The organism is Secundilactobacillus silagincola, assembly GCF_002583405.1.
GTDB lineage: Bacteria > Bacillota > Bacilli > Lactobacillales > Lactobacillaceae > Secundilactobacillus > Secundilactobacillus silagincola.
In genome coordinates this window covers 13,469-36,317 of the sequence record NZ_BCMJ01000006.1, presented here as the reverse complement: position 1 = coordinate 36,317, position 22,849 = coordinate 13,469, and the positions used below count along the sequence as shown (strand labels likewise).

Annotated in this window: 20 protein-coding genes; 16 read left to right on the top strand and 4 right to left on the bottom strand. The window is 43.8% G+C overall.

Annotated elements, in window-relative coordinates:
• Window positions 1-35: 35 nt before the first annotated feature.
• Both CES82_RS08170 and CES82_RS08165 read left to right on the top strand, forming a co-directional pair.
• Window positions 36-1,967: a sugar MFS transporter gene (locus CES82_RS08170; protein WP_098825280.1), complete on the top strand. Its 1,932-nt coding sequence runs from the start codon at window positions 36-38 to the stop codon at window positions 1,965-1,967.
• Window positions 1,968-2,468: 501 nt separating this feature from the next.
• On the top strand, window positions 2,469-4,694 hold the full coding sequence (locus CES82_RS08165) for an alpha-galactosidase (RefSeq protein WP_180245701.1): 2,226 nt from the start codon (window positions 2,469-2,471) through the stop codon (window positions 4,692-4,694).
• Window positions 4,695-4,759: 65 nt separating this feature from the next.
• On the opposite strand, the gene CES82_RS08160 is transcribed toward CES82_RS08165, so the two are convergent.
• A complete protein-coding gene (locus CES82_RS08160; protein ID WP_098825278.1) occupies window positions 4,760-5,770 on the bottom strand; it encodes an aldo/keto reductase in 1,011 nt (336 codons plus the stop codon).
• A 167-nt stretch (window positions 5,771-5,937) separates the two neighbouring features.
• Between CES82_RS08160 and CES82_RS08155 the strand changes: the two genes are divergently transcribed.
• From CES82_RS08155 to CES82_RS08110, 10 genes are all read left to right on the top strand, one after another.
• On the top strand, window positions 5,938-6,645 hold the full coding sequence (locus CES82_RS08155; RefSeq protein ID WP_098825276.1) for an AzlC family ABC transporter permease: 708 nt from the start codon (window positions 5,938-5,940) through the stop codon (window positions 6,643-6,645).
• Window positions 6,632-6,958: an AzlD domain-containing protein gene (locus CES82_RS08150; protein ID WP_098825274.1), complete on the top strand. Its 327-nt coding sequence runs from the start codon at window positions 6,632-6,634 to the stop codon at window positions 6,956-6,958. The genes CES82_RS08155 and CES82_RS08150 overlap by 14 nt, the downstream gene beginning before the upstream one ends.
• 134 nt (window positions 6,959-7,092) lie before the next feature.
• Entirely contained in the window at window positions 7,093-7,878 is a 786-nt protein-coding gene (locus tag CES82_RS08145; protein ID WP_225364874.1) for a DUF975 family protein, read from the top strand.
• Window positions 7,879-7,980: 102 nt separating this feature from the next.
• Window positions 7,981-9,201 (top strand): MFS transporter, encoded by a 1,221-nt coding sequence (locus CES82_RS08140; RefSeq protein WP_098825272.1) that lies wholly within the window; start codon window positions 7,981-7,983, stop codon window positions 9,199-9,201.
• A gap of 101 nt (window positions 9,202-9,302) precedes the next feature.
• Window positions 9,303-9,851 carry a TetR/AcrR family transcriptional regulator gene (locus CES82_RS08135; protein WP_098825270.1) on the top strand — a complete coding sequence of 183 codons (549 nt, stop codon included), beginning with the start codon at window positions 9,303-9,305 and terminating at the stop codon, window positions 9,849-9,851.
• Between the two features lie 185 nt (window positions 9,852-10,036).
• Window positions 10,037-10,687 (top strand): deoxyribose-phosphate aldolase, encoded by a 651-nt coding sequence (deoC, locus tag CES82_RS08130; protein ID WP_098825269.1) that lies wholly within the window; start codon window positions 10,037-10,039, stop codon window positions 10,685-10,687.
• A gap of 13 nt (window positions 10,688-10,700) precedes the next feature.
• On the top strand, window positions 10,701-11,891 hold the full coding sequence (locus CES82_RS08125) for a phosphopentomutase (RefSeq protein ID WP_098825268.1): 1,191 nt from the start codon (window positions 10,701-10,703) through the stop codon (window positions 11,889-11,891).
• Between the two features lie 11 nt (window positions 11,892-11,902).
• Window positions 11,903-12,610, top strand: a complete 708-nt coding sequence (deoD, locus tag CES82_RS08120; protein ID WP_098825266.1) for a purine-nucleoside phosphorylase — start codon at window positions 11,903-11,905, stop codon at window positions 12,608-12,610.
• A gap of 100 nt (window positions 12,611-12,710) precedes the next feature.
• Entirely contained in the window at window positions 12,711-14,009 is a 1,299-nt protein-coding gene (locus CES82_RS08115; protein ID WP_098825264.1) for a pyrimidine-nucleoside phosphorylase, read from the top strand.
• A gap of 151 nt (window positions 14,010-14,160) precedes the next feature.
• Window positions 14,161-15,270, top strand: coding sequence for a VanZ family protein (locus CES82_RS08110; RefSeq protein ID WP_098825262.1), 1,110 nt, complete (start codon window positions 14,161-14,163; stop codon window positions 15,268-15,270).
• A gap of 59 nt (window positions 15,271-15,329) precedes the next feature.
• Here the strand turns inward: CES82_RS08110 and CES82_RS08105 are convergent, their stop codons facing one another.
• Complete coding sequence (locus CES82_RS08105; protein WP_098825260.1) at window positions 15,330-15,971, bottom strand: SDR family oxidoreductase; 642 nt, start codon at window positions 15,969-15,971, stop codon at window positions 15,330-15,332.
• Window positions 15,972-16,158: 187 nt separating this feature from the next.
• Here CES82_RS08105 and fabI point away from each other — a divergent pair, with 187 nt between their 5' ends.
• Entirely contained in the window at window positions 16,159-16,917 is a 759-nt protein-coding gene (fabI, locus tag CES82_RS08100; protein WP_098825259.1) for an enoyl-ACP reductase FabI, read from the top strand.
• A 402-nt stretch (window positions 16,918-17,319) separates the two neighbouring features.
• Window positions 17,320-18,174, top strand: a complete 855-nt coding sequence (locus CES82_RS08095) for an SPFH domain-containing protein (protein WP_098825257.1) — start codon at window positions 17,320-17,322, stop codon at window positions 18,172-18,174.
• Window positions 18,175-18,304: 130 nt separating this feature from the next.
• On the opposite strand, the gene CES82_RS08090 is transcribed toward CES82_RS08095, so the two are convergent.
• Both CES82_RS08090 and CES82_RS08085 read right to left on the bottom strand, forming a co-directional pair.
• Window positions 18,305-19,153 carry an aldo/keto reductase gene (locus CES82_RS08090; RefSeq protein ID WP_098825255.1) on the bottom strand — a complete coding sequence of 283 codons (849 nt, stop codon included), beginning with the start codon at window positions 19,151-19,153 and terminating at the stop codon, window positions 18,305-18,307.
• 63 nt (window positions 19,154-19,216) lie between these two features.
• Window positions 19,217-19,663: an NUDIX hydrolase gene (locus CES82_RS08085; protein ID WP_098825253.1), complete on the bottom strand. Its 447-nt coding sequence runs from the start codon at window positions 19,661-19,663 to the stop codon at window positions 19,217-19,219.
• Window positions 19,664-19,890: 227 nt separating this feature from the next.
• On the opposite strand from CES82_RS08085, the gene CES82_RS08080 reads away from it, so the two are divergent.
• Both CES82_RS08080 and CES82_RS08075 read left to right on the top strand, forming a co-directional pair.
• Window positions 19,891-21,333, top strand: coding sequence for an APC family permease (locus CES82_RS08080; protein ID WP_098825252.1), 1,443 nt, complete (start codon window positions 19,891-19,893; stop codon window positions 21,331-21,333).
• Window positions 21,334-21,402: 69 nt separating this feature from the next.
• Window positions 21,403-22,740, top strand: a complete 1,338-nt coding sequence (locus CES82_RS08075; RefSeq protein ID WP_098825250.1) for an aspartate aminotransferase family protein — start codon at window positions 21,403-21,405, stop codon at window positions 22,738-22,740.
• The last annotated feature ends 109 nt before the right edge of the window (window positions 22,741-22,849 follow it).

Here is a 22,849-nt window from a genome sequence, read left to right as displayed (position 1 = left end):
AGGCGTTCCCCACGCGGTATTAAGGGAGTATTAACATGCAAGAAAAGAAAGAGTCAGTCTTAACTTCGCGGCTGTCGTATGCCTTTGGTGCTTTTGGACACGACATGTTTTACGCAACGCTATCAACTTATTTCATCATGTTTGTCACCTCTCACTTGTTTGATAAGAGTAGTGGCGGCATGAACGCAAAAATGATCAGTTACATCACACTGATTATTTTCATTCTTCGGTTTGTGGAATTGGCGATTGACCCGTTTATCGGTAATACTATCGATAACACCACGACTCGGTGGGGTAATTTTAAACCGTGGATCGTCGGTGGTGGTTTCATTAGTGCTGTGATCATCGCACTTTTGTTTACCAATATGGGTGGTCTCAATACGTCAAATCCATATCTGTACCTGATTGTTTTTGCGGTTCTATACATCACGATGGATATCTTTTATTCTTTCAAAGATGTTGGCTTTTGGTCAATGATTCCGGCGCTCTCATTTGATTCCCGCGAACGTGAAAAAACGGCGACGTTCGCACGTGTTGGCTCAAATATTGGCGCCAACATTGTGGGTGTCATGGTGATGCCAATTGTGTTGATGTTCTCGCAAGTCTCTAACAATGGCCAGGGGGATAACCGTGGCTGGTTTGCCTTTGCTGCAGTGGTGGCTTCGATTTCGTTTCTTTCCGCGGTTGTTGTCGGTTTAGGAACTAAGGAAAAGAATTCTGAATTACGGAAGAATAAGGAAAAAACAACCTTCCGTGGTGTGTTAAAAGTGTTAACCCGAAACGATCAGCTGATGTGGTTATCATTAACCTATGGCCTATATACGGCGGGCATGCAAATTACTAACGCACTGGAGCTCTACTACTTCACTTATATTTTAGGCGATGCATCGAAATTTAGTATTCTGGCGTCCATTAACGCGATTATTGGTGTGTTTGCTGTGATTGCCTTCCCACCAATGGCGAAGAAGTTCAGCCGGCGTAACGTTTTCTTCATTTCAATTGCAGTGATGATTATTGCGTTAGTACTCTTCTTAGTTGCCGGAAGTTCATTACCAATGGTGATTGCAGCCGCAGTGCTGTTCTACATCCCGCAACCATTGATTTTCTTAGTCGTCTTGATGATCATCACTGACTCGGTTGAATATGGTCAATTGAAGTTTGGTCATCGGGATGAATCTCTAACGTTGTCAGTTCGACCATTGTTAGATAAAATGGGCGGTGCTATTTCAAACGGGGTCGTTGGGTTAACAGCCGTTTGGGCTGGCATGACGGCTGGTGCCTCGGCTTCAGACATCACCGCACACGGCCACATGGTCTTTAAGCTCATGATGTTTGGCTTCCCAGCTGCATTAATTTTGATTGGCACGTTTATCTTCTTTAGAAAAGTCACTTTGGATGAAAAAGAACACGCAGAAATTGTTGAAGAACTGGAAAAGACTTGGGGCAAGACGCTGGGTGAAGACGTGGACTTTATCGATGCCAATGGGGATGTGAGCTATACCTATCCAGCACCAATTGATGGTGAGATTGAACCATTGAGTGCCGTAGCGGATGAAAATTTTGCGTCCGGAAAAATGGGACAAGGTTTCGCCATCAAACCAACGGATGGCCGAATTTATGCGCCGTTTAGTGGCACGGTTAAGGTGACCTTCCCAACGAGACATGCGATTGGGCTGGTATCGGATCAAGGCATCGCAACCTTAATTCATATTGGTATTGGCACGGTTAATATGCGAGGCACTGGGTTCATACAATATGTCGAACAGGATCAGAAGGTGGAAAAGGGTGACTTATTGATTGAATTTTGGCAACCGGCGATTAAAAAGGCGGGCTATGATGACACGGTAATCGTGGTAGTGACGGATAAGCAGACCCAGGTTGAGTTGCAAACCCAAAGTGGTAAAGTTGAACATGGGGATGAAGTGGCAAAGGTAAAGAGTGTGAAGAGTGTGAACCAAGGCGCTTAGAGACCGGAGTGTAAGGGGACTAGGGCCATAAACCCTGGTCTTTGGGGTTTGTGGCCCTAGTCCCCTTACATGCAGGTCTTTGCCTTGGAGAACACGTTTAGGCTAGATAAGAGGAAAGCCCATAAACCCTGGTCTTTGGGGTTTGTGGCCCTAGTCCCTTACATGCAGGTCTCTGCCTTGGAGAACACGTTTAGGCTAGATAAGAGGAAAGCCCATAAACCCTGGTCTTTGGGGTTTGTGGCCCTACCCCTTACATGCAGGTCTCTGCCTTGGAGAACACGTTTAGAAAAAGAGTGAGAGTCAGGGCGGTTAGAAATCGGAGTGTAAGGGGGCAGCGACGTAAACCCTGGTCTTGGGTTTATGTCACTGACTCCTTACATGCAGATTTCTGCCCTGAAGAACACGTTTAGGCTAGAGAAAATAAAAACGTCTATCATAAATTTACTTGGCACTCAATCCCAGTTGAATCACCACAAATTACACCCGAAAGGAGTAAAAACATTGGCAATTCACGTTGACGAAACCAACAAAACATTTCATTTACAAACGGATCATACGAGCTATATTTTCCAAGTGCTGTCCCACGGTATTTTAGGCCAGGTATACTATGGAAAGAAAATTCACGTTAAACCGCAGTATCCTGAGTTGTTACAGCGGGAAATGAAAACGGATACACCAGCTTATTCACTAGATGAACCAACTTTCCAAATTGGGGATCTGAAGCAGGAATATTCGGATACGGGGACTGGTGATTTTCGTCGGCCAGCCTACCGAGTCTTGCAGGCTAACGGGAGTCGCATTACTGATTTTAAGTATGATCATTATGAAGTTGTTCAAGGAAAGGAACGGTTAACGGGAATGCCATCAACCTTTGATGACACGGATGATGGTGCTGAGACGCTGATCATCCACCTGACTGACCAGTTGATTCAGTTGGATCTTGAGTTGAGTTATACCGTTTTTCCACATCAGGATGTGATTGTCCGAAGTGCTAACTTCAAGAATCACGGCGTTGAACCAGTGACCTTGGAAACAGCTCTAAGCGCACAGCTGGATCTGCCAGATAAACATTACGATTTGATTCAGTTCTCAGGTACCTGGGCGCGTGAACGACACTTGATTCGGACACCATTACGGTCTGGACTTCAGGCGATTGACTCAGTGCGGACAACGTCTAGTCCACAGCAAAATCCGTTTATGATGCTGGCTCGGCCTAACACCACGGATGATGACGGTGAGGCTTTCGGTTTTAATCTGGTTTATTCTGGTAATTTTCTAGATCAAATTGAAGTTGATCAATGGGATGTTAGCCGAGTGCTTGTGGGCATCAATCCATCGGAATTTGAATGGCAGCTGACACCTGATAAGGAATTTCAAACACCCGAAGCTATTTTAAGCTACACGGCTGATGGGCTGAATCAGCTGAGTCAACAGTTGGCGGACTTCTATGGCAAACACCTGGTTAATACCAAGTACCGGCGGATGGAACGGCCAATTTTAGTGAACAACTGGGAAGCCACCTATTTTGACTTTAATGATGAAAAGTTACTGAACATTGCTAAACAAGCTAAGAAGCTTGGAATTGAAATGTTCGTGCTGGATGATGGCTGGTTTGGTCATCGAAATGATGACCACACGTCGTTAGGCGATTGGTTCGTTGATCCGAAGAAGCTGCCAAATGGCATTGGTGCTTTTGCCGATGAAGTGCACGATCTGGGATTGAAGTTTGGCCTTTGGTTCGAACCAGAAATGATTTCAATTGATAGTGAACTCTATCAAAAACATCCAGAGTGGCTGATTCACGTGCCAAAGCGTCGGGAAACGCCCGGTCGTAATCAATATGTACTGGATTTTAGCCGTTCGGAAGTTGTGGATTATATTTACAATATGATGAGTCAAGTGATTCAGGATACCAGGCTGGATTACATTAAGTGGGACATGAACCGTTACATCACGGAGATGTTCAGTGCAGCTTTACCAGCAGATCGGCAGTTAGAGATGCCACACCGCTATATTCTTGGTGTTTATAACCTCTATGCGCGATTAACCGAAACGTATTCCGATGTGCTGTTTGAGTCCTGTGCTTCGGGCGGTGGCCGTTTCGATTTGGGCATGATGTATTACGCACCACAGGCTTGGACCAGCGACGATACGGATGCAGTGGAACGGATGAAGATTCAGTTTGGAACCAGTTATGGTTATCCGCAATCTATGATGGGCGCACACGTTTCGGCAGTGCCTAATGAGCAGACCGGTCGAATCACTTCCTTAGAGACGCGAGCTAACGTTGCCTTCTATGGTGCCTTTGGCTACGAATTAGACATTTCGAAAATGTCAGATGAAGAGGCTGAACAAGTTAAGAAACAGGTTGCCTTCTATAAGCAGCATCGGTCGCTATATCAATTCGGTAAACTGTACCGCTTAGACAGTCCCTTTGAAGGTGAGGGCAACGTGATGAGCTGGATCGTGGTTGATGAGCATCAGGATCACGCCATCGCAACCCGTTATCAGCTGTTGAATCATCCCAACGCACCGTATGATCGACTGTATTTGCGAGGATTAAATCCTGACAAGCAGTATCGCATCAATGATGGTAAGGAGACTTACTACGGTGATGAACTCATGAATGCTGGTATTTTTATTGGCAGTGAGTTTGATGATTCTGCGACGGTCAAGCAGTCGGCGGATTTTAGTTCTCGTAGATTTATAATTGATGTTGTTGAATAATAAAAAATCCGTTTATCAATCATTTGACTGATAAGCGGATTTTTATTGTCGTTTTTAACTCAACACTAAGCCCAATCAACTGCAGGTTGTTTACTCAAAATATCATCAATGGCTGAAAGTTCCTCGTCAGAGAATACCAAGTTGTCTAAGGCTTTAACGTTATCGACCAATTGCTGTGGTCGGCTGGCACCAACTAACACGCAAGCCAGTTCAGGTTTACGCAGGTTCCAGGCCAGCGCCATTTCGGCTAAGGTCTGGTGACGTGATTCAGCAACTTCATTGAGCGCCTTTACCGTTTTTAGTGTTTGTTCCACTTGGCTGGGTTCAAGGAAGGGACTGGTAGACTTTGCTGCCCGTGAGTCTTTAGGAATCCCGTTCAGGTACTTGTCGGTGAGCAGGCCCTGGCATAGTGAACTGAATCCAGCGGCTGCTTTATGGTACTTCTTTAAAACCGGGAAGAGGTCACTTTCCACGCCGCGGTTGAACATATTATAACGCGGTTGGTGAACCACGAAAGGCGTATGCATGTCTTCGAAACACTTAATAATGGCTTCAGTCTGGGCACCACTATAGTTGGAGATGCCGACATAGAGTGCCTTGCCTTCGCGGACTAAGCTGTCTAGTGCTTGAGCCGTTTCATAGACGTTAGTTTCCGGATCAGCACGGTGACTGTAGAAGATATCCACGTAGTCTAAACCCATGCGTTTGAGGCTTTGATCCGCACTGGCAATGATGCTCTTACGGGAACCCCAGTTACCATAAGGACCATCCCACATTTCGTAACCAGCTTTGCTTGCGATAACCATTTCATCACGGTATGGTTTCATATCAGTGGCCATGATCCGGCCAAAGTTTTCCTCGGCACTGCCGGGTTCAGGGCCGTAATTATTAGCCAAGTCAAAATACGTGATGCCAAGGTCAAATGCTTGCTGGACAATGGCACGTTGATTTTCGTATGCATCTACGCTGCCAAAATTATGCCAGAAGCCTAAACCAATGGCTGAGAGTTTCAAGCCGCTGTCACCTAGTCGGTTGTAGACCATATTGTCATAGCGGTTAGAATTTGCTTTATACATTGAAATGCCCCCTAATTAAATAAGTAAACGATTTCATTATAACGCATTTGTAGCGTAAAACTAAAAGCTGAATGAGAATCCAGTTGAGTGCGCTAAAGCCGTTATTGACATGATTATAGTGAACCCGTAGAATAAAAACATCGGTGCAAAATGAGGAGATGATGAGATTGACGGGTGACTTAGATACGAAGTCAGCACTGAAAGAAACCTTACCCACCGTTTTTGGTTACATAGGAATTGCCTTAGCTTTCGGGATTACTGCCCGAGCTAATGGATTGAGTGTTTTAGAAATTTTTTTGATGTCATTAATTACATATGCAGGATCAGCGGAATTCGTGATTGTGAGTCTGCTTGCCTTACATGCAGGTATTGGTTCCATTGTGATGTCTGTCTTTTTGGTGAACGCGCGGATGATTTTAATGAGCACGGTAGTAGCACCATATCTGTCACATGAAAGTATGGCAAAAAACATTTGGGCGGGCACCTTACTAACGGATGAAACGTTTGCCTTAAGTATGAACAAGTTAAATTATACGAGCCATAAGCTTAATTTTAGGTGGCTTGATACCGCAAACCTCTTTGCTTATACCGTTTGGGGAGTTGCTTCTGCAGTCGGCGGAATGCTGGGTAATTTAATTAATAATCCCGAGAGATATGGTTTCAGTTTTGCGTTAGTTGCCATGTTTATCGGTCTTCTTTATTTGCAAATGATTTCAGATCGAACCATCAAGTTGATGATTCAGTTTATAGTTGTTCTTTTCGTTGCTGTTTTGATGTTTTTAGGAATGAAATGGCTCCCGCAAAACGGGCTATTATTAATCGTGACGTTACTAGGTTGCGGATTTGGGGTGGTGTTAAAACATGGCACTAAGTAGTTATGTCTTATTCGTAATTTTAGGGAGTGGCTTAGTGACTTGGTTATCTCGGGTGGTGCCATTTATCCTATTAAAACAGTTTAAGTTGCCTAAAGTGGTGGTCAACTTTCTGGGGTTTGTTCCAATTTGTATTATGACGGCACTCTGGATGGAGAGCCTGTTTAATCAACATTTAGGTCAGTTTCCAAGTCTTAATGTGCCCAATGCGTTAGCTAGTATTCCAACGCTGATCAGTGCCATGATTAGTAAGAATCTACTGATTATTGTCATTGTCGGTGTGCTGTCACTAGCTGTCGTTAATCTATTAGTTTAAAACCATTAATTTGCTTATACTTCCATCATCAGTAAATTGACACATTTCTGTAATATTAGTATACTCTCGTAGGAGTGTTCGGTCCGATTGAACCTATTTGGAACAGTTGGCTAATATGAGAGGAGTATTTTATGATGAATGAGGAAACAATGGCAAGTCGGCGTCAACAGTTAAAACGTGATGCTCGGGGGTTCTTAGACAAAAACTTTACCTTTTATTTGCTCTTATTCTTACCAATTTATATTCTTGGTTTAGCAGTTGGCTTTGGTAATTTTGCTTTTAATTTAAACGGTAACCTTGCTGGTGGTGACTGGTTGAGCTTACTGAGTATTGTTTCATCGTTGCTATCAATTGGTGTTTCCTTCGTTATGATCGATCTGCAGCGGGGTGTCGGTGAGTTTACCGAACCCGTCAGCAAGTCCTTTACGATTTTTAACCGCGGTAGTTATTTTCTTGGTTCGTTAGCACTGATTATTCTGGTTGGTATTTTTACCTTTCTCTGGAGTCTGTTATTGATCGTGCCCGGAATCATCAAGACGCTTTCCTATTCGCAGGCAATCTTTATTTATCGGGATTACTTGGATCAAGGTAAGAAAATTGGTTTCTTAGAAGCCATTACTTTAAGCCGAAAAATGATGGATGGTCATAAATGGGAATATTTCGTGATTGGCTTAAGCTTTATTGGCTGGGGCTTAGCATGTATCATTATTATTCCAATCATCTGGGTTTATCCGTATATGAACCAAACACTTGCTAACTTCTACGTTAAATTAGCGGCTGAAGATGTTCAGGGTACTGATGAAGAGGATGAAAAGCCAACGTTGGTCACGTCCGATAAGAACTCTGAAGCAGCACCCACTGAGACTTTTTATCCGGATTCGAAATCAAAGTCGGATGATTCTTCACATAATGACCAGTAAGATAGTATTGAATGAAGGTGCCAATTGGGGCGCCTTTTTTGGTTGACCTAAATGATAAAATGAATTCATATCAATAAATACATACATATTGAGGATGGTTGAATGTCAAAAATAGAAAAAGCGCCACAGTGGCAGCGAAATCTTTATGCTTTGTGGCTGGGTAACTTCATTACGGGTGCCGGTGCAAGCATGAGTTTACCGTTTTTACCACTATTTATTAGTGAAATGGGTAACTTTCCTAAATGGGAACTGACGCTGTATGCTGGCTTAGCATTTTCTGGTACGTTTTTAAGTCAAGCAATCGTGTCACCATTTTGGGGGAAACTAGCTGATAGGACTGGACGGAAGCCTATGCTGATGCGAGCGGCTCTTGGGATGACCATTACGGCAACGTTAACGGGATTTTCACCAAATGTTTGGGTCTTGATTGCATTACGTATGATTCAAGGTGGTTTCTCTGGCTACATTAATAACGCATACGCATTGATGGCCAGTGAAGTTCCAGCTGATAAAAGTGGTCGAACTATGGGAACTTTAACGACTGGTAATGTCGGTGGCACGCTGATTGGTCCTATTATAGGTGGCTATATGGCCGGGATATTTGGTTATCGGATTCCGTTCTTTATGTTTGGTGGCATGATGCTGATCGCGTCAATTACGACCTTGGTGTTCGTGAAAGAAAACTTTCACCCGGCAGATGACCCAAAGTATGCGGAGCGGAGTGCTTTTACGGGTATTAAACACGTGCGGGTAGTTTGGGCAATGATTATTTCTTCTATGCTAATCCAGGCTGCTACCACGTCCATTAACCCGATTATTAGTCTGTTTGTGAAGGAATTGATGCATAACCACGGTAACATTGCCATGGTTAGTGGGGTTATCGCAGCGCTACCAGGGATTGCAACCCTGATTGCTGCCCCGCAATTAGGCGCCTTAGGGGACCATATTGGGCCACGGAAAGTACTGGTTGCGGGTTTGATTTTTTGTGCAATGATGTTTTTACCCATGTTCTTTGTTCAAAGCGTTACTAGTTTAGGTGTTTTTCGGTTCCTAGTGGGGATTTCGGACGCTGCCTTATTGCCGATAACTCAGACCGTGATGACGCTAGCTACACCTAAAGAATCGATTAGTCGAATTTTTAGTTATAATCAATCCGCTCAAGCAATTGGTTCAGTTATCGGTCCAATGCTGGCTGCAGGAGTAGCTGGGGTTTTGGATTATCGATACGTCTTTTTGATGACAACTGGTCTAGTCCTTATTAACCTTGGAATCGTGATGTGGGCTTATAAAGCTGATTATAAAACGGTTAAAGAAACCCGATAACAAGGGCTTTTTGCTTGCTTAACGGTAACGAAATTAGTACAATTCTTCTAGAATTGATTGATAATGGCAATCAATATTAAGAGAGAATTGGAGAATTGACCATGGGTAAAGCACAAGAAAGAACCCGGCGCCAAATTTTAAGTGCCTTTTTAGATTTGCTTGGTGAAAAACCATACGACATGATTAGCGTATCAGAGATTTCTGCAGCGAGTGTGATTACTCGTAGTACTTTTTACCGTTATTTTTCTGATAAAAAAAGTTTGCTGATGGCTGAAATTGAAGATACAGTTCAAAGACATACACCAGATCAGCCATTGCTAGTTCAATTTGTTGAGTATGTTGAGTCCTACTGGACAGTATTAAGAAATCTAACACCGACCCGTCAAAGTCGCTCAGACCTTCACGAAATATTGAATCAGATTCTATGGGAACTCATTCAGCGCCGTGTCGTTGCTGGTTCAAAAAATGATCCAGTCATTGAGACGATTCAGCAATCGCACAATAAAGACGTCATGATTAGTGCTATTGAAGGGATGCTAATGGGAATTTTAGAGCGCTACGTGGTTGAGGGGACGGCTAAAATCGACCATAAGCAATTAGAAGCAGCCATACTTGAAATTAATAGTTTGTTTAAACAAAAACAGTCATAATTAAAAGTAAACCGTGCAGTCAAACTGTACGGTTATTTTGTCTCATTTATTAACCACAAATGAGAAAATGCACAAAGTTTGCTGTAATTTAGCATATTTATATACAGGGCAATTGCTACATGATATTATGGAAGCGGTTACAGTAAACTAATCGAACTAATAATTAATGTAAAGGGGTATTTACCATGAAATTAGCCAAGTACATCGATCACACCATTTTAAACGCTGATGCCACGGAGACAGATGTCGATAAAGTTATCGCAGAGGCCATTAAATATGATTTCGCCTCAGTATGTATCAATCCGTACTGGGTCAAGCATACTGCCGCTAAATTACAAGCGTCAGATGTGAATACTTGTACCGTCATTGGGTTCCCTCTGGGTGCAACGTCAACACAGAGCAAAGTCTTTGAAGCCAAACAGGCAATGAAGGATGGTGCCGATGAGTTAGATATGGTGATTAATATTGGTGAACTCAAGGCCAATCATGATGATGCCGTTTTAGCGGATATCAAAGCATTGGCAGATGCCATTCATGCAGAAAACAAACTACTTAAAGTCATTATTGAAACAGCGTTACTAACTGACGAAGAAAAGGTCCGTGCTTGCCAGTTAGCTGAAAAAGCAGGTGCTGATTTTGTCAAAACCTCCACAGGTTTCTCAACTGCTGGCGCCAAGGTGGCAGACGTTAAATTAATGCGTGAGACCGTTGGCGACCGTTTGGGTGTGAAAGCTTCTGGCGGTGTGCACTCTAAGGCAGAAGCGGAGGCCATGATTGAAGCCGGAGCTACCCGAATCGGTGCCAGTGCTAGTGTCAAAATTGTGACAGAAGAGTAAGGAGGGGTCAGCAATGACTTTTAAACGTGTATTTGGTATCGTCATTGATTCCGTTGGGATCGGTGAAGCAAGTGATGCCAATAAATTTGGTGATGTGGGAGCCGACACATTGGGTCACATCGGTGAGTTTTATAAAGGTGATTTAAAACTTCCTAATCTTGCCAAAATGGGGTTATCAAACATTCGCCCCAGCAATCCCATTGAAGGAGTACCCATAGTGAACAATCCGATTGGGTATTTTGGCAAAATGCACGAAGTTTCGGTGGGGAAAGACAGTATGGACGGTCATTGGGAAATGATGGGTCTGCCTGTTACGGAACCGCTGGGCTTCTTTCCTGAAGGGTTTCCAGCAGAATTAATCAAACAAATTGAAGACTTTAGTGGTCGTCACGTGATCGTTAACAAACCTTATTCAGGTACTGATGTCATCCATGATTATGGTGAACAGCAAATGAAGACGGGCGATTTGATTGTTTACACTTCTGGTGATTCCGTTCTGCAGATTGCTGCTCACACGAATGTGATCCCGCTGAAAGAACTCTATAAGATCTGTGAATTTGCTCGATCCATTACCATCGATAAACCTTACCGAATCGGCCGAATTATTGCGCGACCATACGTTGGACCGGATAAGGATCACTTTACCCGGACTTCTGATCGGCACGACTTTACCTTGGCACCAACTGGTGAAACCGACTTAGATCGGTTAAAAGCTGCTGGGCTGGATGTTTTAGCGGTTGGTAAAATCAACGATATTTTTTCTGGTCAGGGCATTACGGACGGTGTTCACACCGTTAGTAACGATGATGGCATGAAGCGGACGTTAGAAAACGCCGGCAAAGATTTCCACGGGTTTAGCTTTACCAACCTCGTTGATTTTGACGCGATGTATGGTCATCGGCGCAATCCAGAGGGCTATGGCAAAGCGTTAATGGCCTTTGATGAACAGTTAGGTGATTTATTAGCTTCTTTGAGCGATAGCGATTTACTGATGATTACTGCTGATCATGGGAATGATCCCGGTTATAAAGGGACTGATCACACCCGTGAATACGTACCGTTACTAGTATATTCACCACAGTTTAAGCAAGATGGTTCGCTGGGGATTCGGCGCACGTACGCTGATTTTGGTGCAACTATTCTGGATAACTTTAACGTTAGCGGTAATTCAACGGGAACTTCATTCCTAAAGTCATTGAAATAGGAGGAAAACGTATGAGTACACACATTGGCGCTGAAATGGGCGATATTGCTGAAACGGTTTTACTACCCGGGGATCCATTACGGGCAAAGTACGTGGCAGATAACTTTTTAGATGATGTTGTTCAGTATAATTCGGTGAGAAACGCTTTTGGCTATACCGGAACCTATAAGGGACATAAAGTTTCTGTTCAAGGCACGGGTATGGGCATTCCCTCGATTTCAATCTATACCAACGAGCTAATTCGTTTCTTTGGTGTGAAACACTTGATGCGGATCGGCAGTATTGGCGGCTTCGGTGAATCAGTGAAGATTCGTGATATTCTCATCGCTGAATCTGCCAGCACCGACTCGGCAATCATTCAAAACACCTTTAAAGCGGGTGTGATCTACGCACCAACCGCCGATTTTGATATGCTGTTGAAAGCTTATGAGTCGGCTAAAGAAGCCGGCGTTTCGGTGAAAGTCGGTAATATCTTCAGTGCGGATCGCTTCTATAATGATGAAATTGATTATCAGCAGTTGATTGACTATGGCGTATTGGGAACAGAAATGGAAACCGCTGCGTTATACATGCTGGCTGCTAAGTATGGTGTGCAAGCATTATCGATCAACACGGTTAGCGATAACCTCACTACTGGCGAAGCACTATCAGCTGAAGATCGTCAGAATTCATTCAGTGAAATGATGACCGTGGCGTTAGAGACGGCGATTAAGTTATAGAATAAATCACTAATCACAAACAAAGAGGGGGTAGCGACTGGAATAACAACGAATTTCAGTTGCCACCCCTTTTATATTTTTAGTCAGGAGGAATTTGACGATGAGAATGGTAGACGTAATCGATCATAAGCGAAATGGTGGGGTCTTGACCAACGAAGAGATTAAGTTCTTTGTTGATGGGGTAGTAGATGGCAGCATTCCCGACTATCAGACTAGTGCACTACTCATGGCGATCTATTTCAACGGAATGGCAGATGGTGAACAAGCTGAACTTGCCATGCAGATGTTGAAGTCAGGGGATCAGCTTGATTTGTCAGATATTCCGGGTATTAAAGTCGATAAGCATTCCACTGGCGGTGTGGGTGATAAAACTAGTCTGCCACTGGCCCCAATGATTGCGGCATTAGGCATTCCGATTCCAATGATTTCTGGCCGTGGCCTGGGGCATACTGGCGGTACGTTGGATAAGTTAGAGGCCATTCCGGGGTTTAAAGTGGAACTTTCTGAAGCAGCGTTTAAGCAACAAGTGAAGGACATCCACCTGGCCATTGTTGGCGCAACGGGTAATATTGCACCTGCTGATAAGAAGATTTATGCTCTGCGAGATGTGACCGACACCGTTGATTCGATTCCGTTGATTGCTGGTTCGATTATGAGTAAAAAAATTGCCTCAGGGACGGATGCGTTAGTTCTTGACGTTAAGACCGGATCAGGTGCCTTCATGAAAACGGAAGATCAAGCCCGTGCATTAGCCAAAGCTTTAGTTTCAATCGGTAAAAATGCCGGTATGGATTGCATGGCACTGATTTCTGATATGAATCAGCCCCTAGGACGGATGATTGGTAATGCGTTAGAAATTCAAGAAACCATTGATATTTTGAAGGGTGAAGGGCCGGATGACATCACTAATTTAGTATTAACCCTTGGCAGTCAGATGGTGGTGTTAGCGAAGAGGGCTAAGACCCTGGATGAGGCGCGCCAGATGCTTGAAGAAGTCGTCGCTGATGGGAAGGCCTTGGAGAGTTTCCGACAAATGGTGATTGCGCAGGGCGGTGACGAACGCGTTATTGATGATCCAACCATCATGCCGCAAGCGAAATATAAGGTTGATTTACCTGCTAAGTCGAGCGGCGTTGTGGCTAAAATGACAGCTGATGAGATTGGCGTTGCTAGCATGCTGCTTGGCGGCGGTCGTCAAAAGGCGGATGATCAGCTGGATTACGCGGTGGGTATCGAACTTAAGAAGAAGGTTGGCGACGCGGTTAGTGAAGGAGAGCCCTTACTGACGATTTATGCTGACCGTGAAGATATTGATGATGTGAAAGAATTATTGTATAACAACATTGAGATAGCGGATGCGGCAGAACCGCTCACGTTGATTCACGAGATTATCAAATGATTTTCTTGATATGAAGACCAAAAACCTGATTGCTCATCGTGGCAATCAGGTTTTTTAGTACGGTTAAAATAGCCCGGTTTGCAATTATTGACACCAATAAGCCTTAAGTCGTACATTATGAATATCACAACTTATTTTGGGGGATACTTCAATGGTTTACTGGTTCGATATTCGTATGGCAATGCTAACTTTCCCGTTAGTGGCGTTATTAATTACCTTTCCAATTTTACTATGGCATTATCATCGTTTTGGGGCGATCTCACGTTGGTCAATATTGATGCTATACAGTTTCGTTTTTTATTTACTTTGTGCGTATTTTCTAATTATGTTGCCGCTACCCAGTGTTGCTTCGGTGGTCAAACTGACGACACCCAGGTATAATTTGCAGCCGTTTTTGTTTATTCGGGAATTTGTTGATCAAAATCCGTTACAGCTTTCTAACCCGCATACTTGGGTGGCTGCAGTTAAAGCGCCAACGGTGATTCAGCCGTTGTTTAACGTTGTGCTGACGATTCCGTTTGGTTTTTACCTACGTAGTTATTTTCATAAATCGTGGTGGCAGACAATATTGCTCTCATTTTGCTTATCATTATTCTTTGAACTGACTCAGTTGACCGGAGATTATGGTATCTATCCGCGTTCGTACCGATTATTTGACGTGGATGATCTGCTTTTAAATACGATTGGTGGGTTAGTTGGATTTGGTTTGACCAGATTTATTTTACCCGTGTTACCTACGTCCCAACATATTAAAGAAAAACTACGGATTCAATCCCGACAGGTGTCAGTGTTTCGCCATGCAACTACGTTTGTAGTTGATTGGTTCAGCTTTTCCATCGTAACGATGATTGGTAACGGCTTATTGGGAAATGTAAAGGTGTTAGCGCAGCCAGTTTCGTTAGTGAGTTTGATGGTAGTGGTTTTGCTGCCGCAGCTTGTTTGGCGAAAAACGTTAGGAATGCGATTAGTTCACCTGAAAGTAGTGAAGAGTAATAACGAACGAACAACTGCTATGCACGTTTGCCAACGCTGGATTGCGGGTTATAGTTTGTTTTTGGTACCAATCTTGATTGGTGGTGGCTTAGCTTTTGTGAGCCCTGGCAGTCAGTTTTATATGTACGGCAGTATCGTAATGGTTCTAATATTAGCAGTCATTGTGATTCTGCTGGGACTAGATATGATGATTGATGCTTTTCGACCACAGCATGCGCTGTTATTTGAACGGTGGAGTAAGACCAAATTAATTTCAGATTACCGTTAGACATGAATAGGGACCGGAAACAGTCACTCGTTTCCAGTCCCTATTTTAATTTAGCATTATTAGTAAAATGAAGGCTTATCGCCATCCGTACCCGGTTGATCAACCCCAACTGAATGACCGATTTCCTTGGTTGGCTCATTGATCAGAGATACAACGAAGTCGGCAATACTCTTACGAGAAACTTCGGTGCCCTTAAACGGTTCACCTTTCTGCGTGGTTTCGTAACTAACAATGTCCTTATTTGAAAGCCATGCAGGACGGACAATAGTGTAGTCCAAACCAGAAGCTTCGATAACTTTTGCTGCTGCAGCATAGGTTTCCAAATAACCGCCATCAAGCATTTGATGGTTCCACTTACCGTAGTTACCAGGAACTTCATCGTAAATGCCCAGTGTTGAAATCCAGATCAAACGCTTTAGACCCATTGCTTTCATAGCCGCAACGACTGTTTTGGCCTGCTTTTCAATGTCGTGGTTACCAAGGTTGGCGTACACGATGTCTTGACCTTCCATGGCTTTTTTCAGGCTAGCTTGATCTGTAGCATCACCTTCAACAATCGTTTCTCGGGTCGCATCCGAAACGCTTAATCGACTAGCACGACGCAGGAATAGTGTCAGTTGGTGATCGGTTTGCGCCAATAGCTGTGCTTCTGCTAATTTGGCAATTTTACCGTTGGCACCTAAAATTAATACATTAGTCATTTCACATTCACTCCTATCTGATTTACGTGTTTATTATAGGACTACTACGGCTAAAATTGAACGGACAGATACTAGACCTTTGTCCGCCACTTGTGTTTGAACGGTTAGATAAGGTAAAATAAGTGTTATAGTCCAGGTAGTTAATGGCATGACTTATATTCAAAATCTTAACAAAAGAGGTATTATTATGAGTGGCATTTTAACGGGTAAAAAAATTGTAATTATGGGGGTCGCTAATAAGCGCAGTTTAGCTTATGGCTGTTTTCAAGCATTAGAATCACAAGGTGCTGAAATCATCCTAACTTATCAAAATGACCGGATGCTGAAAAGTCTAAACCGGTTCATCGATGAGAACGTGACCAAAGTTCCTTGTGATGTCAGTGATCCTGAGAACGTTGAAAGTGCCTTTAAGACGATTCACGAACAAGTTGGTCAGATTGATGGTATTATTCACGCGATTGCGTATGCTGATCCTGAGGATTTAAAGGGTGAAACGACGGATGCCAGTCTAGATAGTTTTAATAAGGCACAGAGTATTAGCGTCTACTCGTTGATCTCAGTGGCTAAGTATGGCCGCCAAATCATGAACGAGGGCGGTTCAATCGTTACGCTAACCTACATGGGTTCTGAAAGAGCAATCCCTAACTATAATATTATGGGGATTGCTAAAGCTGGGTTGGAGGCTTCAGTGCGTTACCTTGCCAGAGACTTAGCCAGCCAAAATATCCGGGTCAACGCGATTTCTGCTGGTGCCGTTAAGACGCTGGCAGTTACCGGTGTCAAGGATTACAGCACTTTAATCAAGCTTTCAAACGAACGCGCAGTTAACGGAGTCGGTGTGACCATTCAAGAAGTTGGAAACACGGCAGCCTTTTTGATGAGCGACTTGAGTAGTGGCCTAGTCGGAGACACGATTTATGTGGATAAGGGCACGCATTTGATTTAATAGATGACTGCATTGTAGTCGAGATGTATCAAAATTAGAGGGTAACTATTTGCAATAACCCCTCAACTTCATTTCCAAATCTTGGAGATTAAGTTGAGGGGTTATTTGTGTTTTGTTAATTCTGTATTAATTTTACAACTAAAAAACCAGCGAAACGGAGAGATTTCGCCGGATGAGTAACTACTCAATTTTAATGTGAGTAGGTGAGTTCGCGTACCAAGCGGGAGTCACTGCGCAACTTTTAAGTTGAAGGGTAGGGGGAGCAGTACTCAATACGTTAACTCTATTTAGGATTATAATAGAAAATGAGAAAAATCAAAGAATTTACACTCCAAAACGCCATGTTTTTTAAAATCATTTTAGTGACGTATAATGAAATTAACAAATTAGAGGAGGTTTACCATGACTGAAAAAAACGTTTTTCACGTTAACGGGTATCTCGGACTCATCGTTGCCATTTTGTTAGTACTAGGTGGTGGCTGGCTATTTCTTTTACGGTCAGTATTTAGCATTACTTTAGGCGTGATTTTAATTTTCATTGCTCTCATTGGAAGCAGTTCTTTAACAATTATTGCACCCAATGAAGCAAAGGCGATGACTTTCTTCGGTAAATATATTGGGACTATTCGAACGGCCGGTCTGTTCATGACGGTGCCGCTAACGAATAAACAGTCGATTTCACTGCGGGTGCGAAACTTTAACAGTAATTTGCTGAAGGTTAACGACTCTCGTGGTAATCCAGTTGAAATTGCGGCAGTCATCGTGTTCAAGGTTGTCGATACCAGCAAAGCTTTATTTGATGTTGACGATTATGAACAATTTGTTGAGATCCAAAGCGAGTCTGCTATTCGACACGTTGCTTCGGAATTTCCCTATGACGCTTTTAATGAACAGGAAACACTAACGTTGCGCAGTAATCCCACTGAAGTTTCTAATAAACTAACTGCAGAACTTCAGTCGCGTCTCCAGATTGCCGGTGTTAAGGTGATAGAAACGCGGTTGACCCACTTGGCTTACGCAACTGAAATTGCTAGTGCCATGTTGCAGCGACAACAATCGTCAGCTATTTTGTCAGCTCGGAAAATCATTGTGGATGGTGCCGTTTCAATCACGGAAGATGCCATCGCAAAGTTAGAAAAGGATACGGATCTAAAGCTTACTGATGACAGAAAGCTTCAACTAATTAATAACGTAATGGTCACGATTATTTCTGAGCGGGGGACGCAACCGGTTATCAGTACAAGTGATACTAAGTAAGCAGGTGTGACAAAGCTCGGTAGAGTACAAAATATCATACTAAAACGCCATTCCGGTGGGATTCTTATCGGAATGGCGTTTTTGGGTGTTATATGACCGTGATCAGACTTGTGACATAGCCTTTTAATTGTTAGAGAACATCTAATGGTAATTTTTCAGTAGGTGCTGGGTAAGCTTCATCCAAAAGCTTCAGGTCATCAGCGGTTAGCTGAATGTCGCCAGCTAACACGTTTTCCTTTGCGTGGTCAGGATTGCTACTTTGCGGAATGGCTAAAACTTGCTGGTGAGAGACAACCCAAGCTAATAAAATCTGATAAGCAGAAGCGTTGTGTCGTTGAGCAACCTTGAGGACGTTCGGGTTGCGGTCCAAGTGAGCGTTTAATTGATCCGGTGCACCAACGGGACTGTAGGCGATAAAGGGTAACTCATGCTTGGCTTGCCAATCTAGCAGGCTATATTCGACACCACGGCTGCCTAAGTTAAATAAATCTTCATTAGCAGCAGCTTTAGGACCATTTGGTAGCTGCCAGAGTTCTTCGAGGTCGCTAACATCAAAGTTTGAAATCCCCCAAGCTTTGGTTTTTCCCACCGTTGTGAGTCGTTGCAATTCGTCGATCGTTTCGGCCAGTGGGGTGGTTCCGCGCCAATGATAAAGGTAAAGGTCGACTTCATCAACGCCTAATCGCTTCAAACTAGCGTCTAGACTGCGTTCCATGTGCTGCTTCGAAGCATTCGTTGGCAGAACTTTTGAAATGAGGTACAGCTGGTCACGGGGAATATCTTTAATGGCTTTGCCAACCAACGTTTCTGCACGGCCCGAACCATACATTTCAGCGGTGTCGATTACCTCTGCACCAGCAGCTAAGCCGGCGTGAATGGCGTTAATTTCCTGTGTTTGCAGCGACGGGTCGTCCCCCATATGCCAGGTACCCAGGCCAATAGCTGGGACTTGATTGCCAGCGATGGTAACTGTTTGCATACAATCGTCTCCTTATGTTTTAGAAATATACATGTAATGTCTATTGTAGAATTTTTGACAGTATTATACCAACTCAGCTGCCTCTAAAATTTGCTGTGAAAAATCAGTCATCTGTTCAGGTAAGTTGTCCAAATCGAAAAAGGCCACTTTATCCGTCTCGCCGGCTTGTGGAGTAAGCTGGTTATCCTGAGTGAAGGCTTGATAGACCGCTATTACAGCATCGATTTGATCGCCATTGGGGTAACTGAATTGCATGGATGGGCCACTTAAAAGGGTTTTAAATTTAAAGTTAACTGCGTGAACCCCGGTTTCTTCTGTGACTTCACGGTTAGCAGTTTCGGCGAGCGACTCTCCAATTTCCTTCGAACCAGAAGGCAGCCCCCATAAATGAGTGTCACTGCGGTGAACAAACAGTAGCTGCGCACTAGCGTTATAGACAAGACCGGCGGCACCGGTTGAAATTAATGGTTGGTGACCAACCTTTTTCCTTAAATTTAGAATGTATCCCATAGGATCACCTCATTAATAATAACTTCTTCATTAATTTCATTATGCGTGATAGACGGTGATAATTAAAGCGTTTTATTAGGTTTTATGGTTGATTATACAACCGGAAAGCCTTGCACTATATTAAAATAGTTGTTAAAATATACTCATTTATTTCTAATGTTCCTTTGAGGACAAGATTTATTGTTTCGAATACATAAGCGGTTAGTTACCGCTACAGGAGGAATCTTATGAGTTTTAAGAGTACATTCTTACGCCAGGAAGATCCGGCTGTCTATCAAGACAAGGATTCGCATTTGGCTCGTGTATTAGGCGTGAAGGATATCTTAGCCTTAGGTGTCGGTACGATTGTTTCGACTTCTATTTTTACTTTGCCCGGTGTTGTTGCTGCACAGCATGCTGGTCCAGCCGTAGCCTTATCGTTCTTAGCTGCAGCCGTTGTTGCTGGCTTAGTGGCCTTTGCATACGCTGAGATGGCAGCTGCTATGCCATTTGCCGGATCAGCTTATTCGTGGATCAACGTTGTTTTCGGTGAAGGCTTTGGCTGGATTGCCGGCTGGGCACTGTTAGCCGAATACTTTATTGCGGTGGCTTTCGTTGGGTCTGGGCTTTCAGCGAACTTCCGTGGGTTGATACAGCCTTTGGGGATTACGTTTCCAAAGGCGTTAGCTAACCCGTTGGGAACTGATGGCGGTATCATTGATATCACTTCGGTTGTCGTTGTTTTAATGGTTGCCTTTCTTCTGTCGCGAGGCGCTTCTACAGCTGCACGTGTCCAAAATACATTGGTTGTTTTAAAAGTTTTAGCTATTTTGCTATTTATCGTGGTTGGTGCTACGGCACTTCATCCACAAAATTACGTGCCGTTCATTCCAGCTCACAAAGTTGTTAACGGTAACCAGTTTGGTGGCTGGCAAGGAATTTACGCTGGTGTTTCAATGATTTTCCTGTCTTACATCGGGTTTGATTCCGTTGCTGCCAACTCTGCTGAAGCGAAGGATCCACAAAAGACCATGCCTCGTGGGATCATGGGGTCATTGGTTATTGCGGTTGTCTTGTTCGTTGCCGTTTCCCTAGTACTTGTAGGGATGTTCCATTACAGTGACTACGCTAATAACGCTGAACCCGTTGGCTGGGCACTGCGTCAAAGTGGTCATACCTTAGTTGCAACGATCGTTCAGGCGATTGCTGTTGTGGGGATGTTTACCGCGTTAATCGGGATGATGCTGGCTGGTTCACGTCTCGTTTACTCATTCGGCCGTGACGGTTTACTGCCAAAATGGCTGGGTGTGTTGAACGACAAACAGCTACCTAACCATGCGCTGTCAACCATTACCATTGTTGGTGTGGTTATCGGTTCATTGTTCCCATTTGCCTTCTTGTCACAACTGATTTCTGCAGGGACTTTGATTGCCTTTATGTTTGTTTCTCTAGGAATCTACAAACTGCGTCCACGTGAAGGAAAAGATATTCCTGATCCTTCGTTTAAGATGCCGTTTTACCCAGTACTGCCATTCGTTGCTTTCTTAGGGGCACTCGGTGTTTTCTGGGGATTGGACAAAGACGCTAAAATCTATGCCTTAGTCTGGTTTATTTTTGGACTGCTTGTTTACCTGCTATACGGTGCTAAGCATTCTTCGTTAAATACAAGACCAAATACTAAACAAAAATAGTTTAATGAGGACCCCAAAGCACTGTGTTTTGGGGTTTTCGTTTAAATCAGGATTGATGGAGGAAATATCATGAGTGAAAATGAACGAATCTTAAAAAGCGAAGCGCCGGCACTTTCTAACGCTGCGCGGGTAAAGTATTTCAACATTGTGATCGAATCGGGCAAGGGCGCCACTGTCACTGATGCTGATGGCAAAACTTACATTGATTTGCTGGCAAGTGCTTCAGCAACCAACACTGGTCATTCGCATCCTCACGTGGTTAAAGCAGTTCAGGATCAAGCGGCTAAATTATTGCAGTATACACCGGCGTACTTTGCCAACGATGCAGCTGCTAAATTAGCTCCGCGATTGGCAGCGTTGGCACCTATCAGTGGTCCGACAACTTTAGGCTGGGGCAATTCTGGTTCCGATGCTAACGATGCCATCATTAAATTTGCCCGGGCTTATACCGGACGACCTTACATTGTGAGCTTTACGGGGGCTTATCATGGTTCAACGTATGGTTCAATCAGTGTGTCATCGGTGAGCTTGAATATGAGCAGAAAGATTGGTCCGCTGTTACCAGATATTGTTAAGGTGCCATTCCCAGATCCTTGGAAGCGCCTAGATGGCGAATCCGAAGAGGCCTTTGTTGACCGAATGTTTGACGCCTTTAAGCTGCCCTTTGAAACTTATTTGCCAGCTGAAGAAGTAGCTGCCATTTTGATTGAACCGATTCAAGGTGACGGTGGGATCGTTAAAACACCAGATGCTTATATGCACAAGATTTATGATTTTGCCAAGGCTAACGGCATTTTATTTGCAGTTGATGAAGTTAACCAAGGCATGGGCCGAACCGGTAAGTGGTGGTCCATTCAGCACTTTAATTTGGAACCAGACCTCATGTCGGTCGGTAAATCGCTGGCTTCTGGACTGCCATTAAGTGCGGTTATCGGCCGTCAGGAGATCATGAACTCGTTAGGATCACCAGCCAACGTTTACACTACGGCAGGCAACCCTGTGACTACGGCGGCAGCTATGGCCACTATTGACGTGATCGAAGACGAACACTTACTGGAACGCAGCACCGCGCTTGGTAAAAAAGCTAAGGCCTTCTTTGAAGACGAGAAAAAGAAGTTTAACTTTATTGGCGATGTTCGGATGTACGGTTTAGACGGTGGTATCGATATTATTGATCCTGAGACGGGTAAACCAGACGCTGACGCCACAACTAAGATTATTTACCGGGTGTTTGAACTGGGTGCAATCATTATCAGTTTGAAGACCAATGTGCTTAGGTTTCAGCCACCGTTGGTCATCACTGAGGAACAGTTGCAGTCGGCGTTTGATATTCTTGACCAGGCCTTTAGCGAACTGGCAGCGGGCAAACTTTCATTGCCTGATAATGCGGACGAGATTGGCTGGTAGCAGTTAAAATTTAATTGAATTGACTTTAGTAGGAAGAGGCCGCACCAAAACTCAGATTCCAACCATTTAGCGTAAATAATGGAATCTGCCGAGTTTTGGCGTAGCTTCT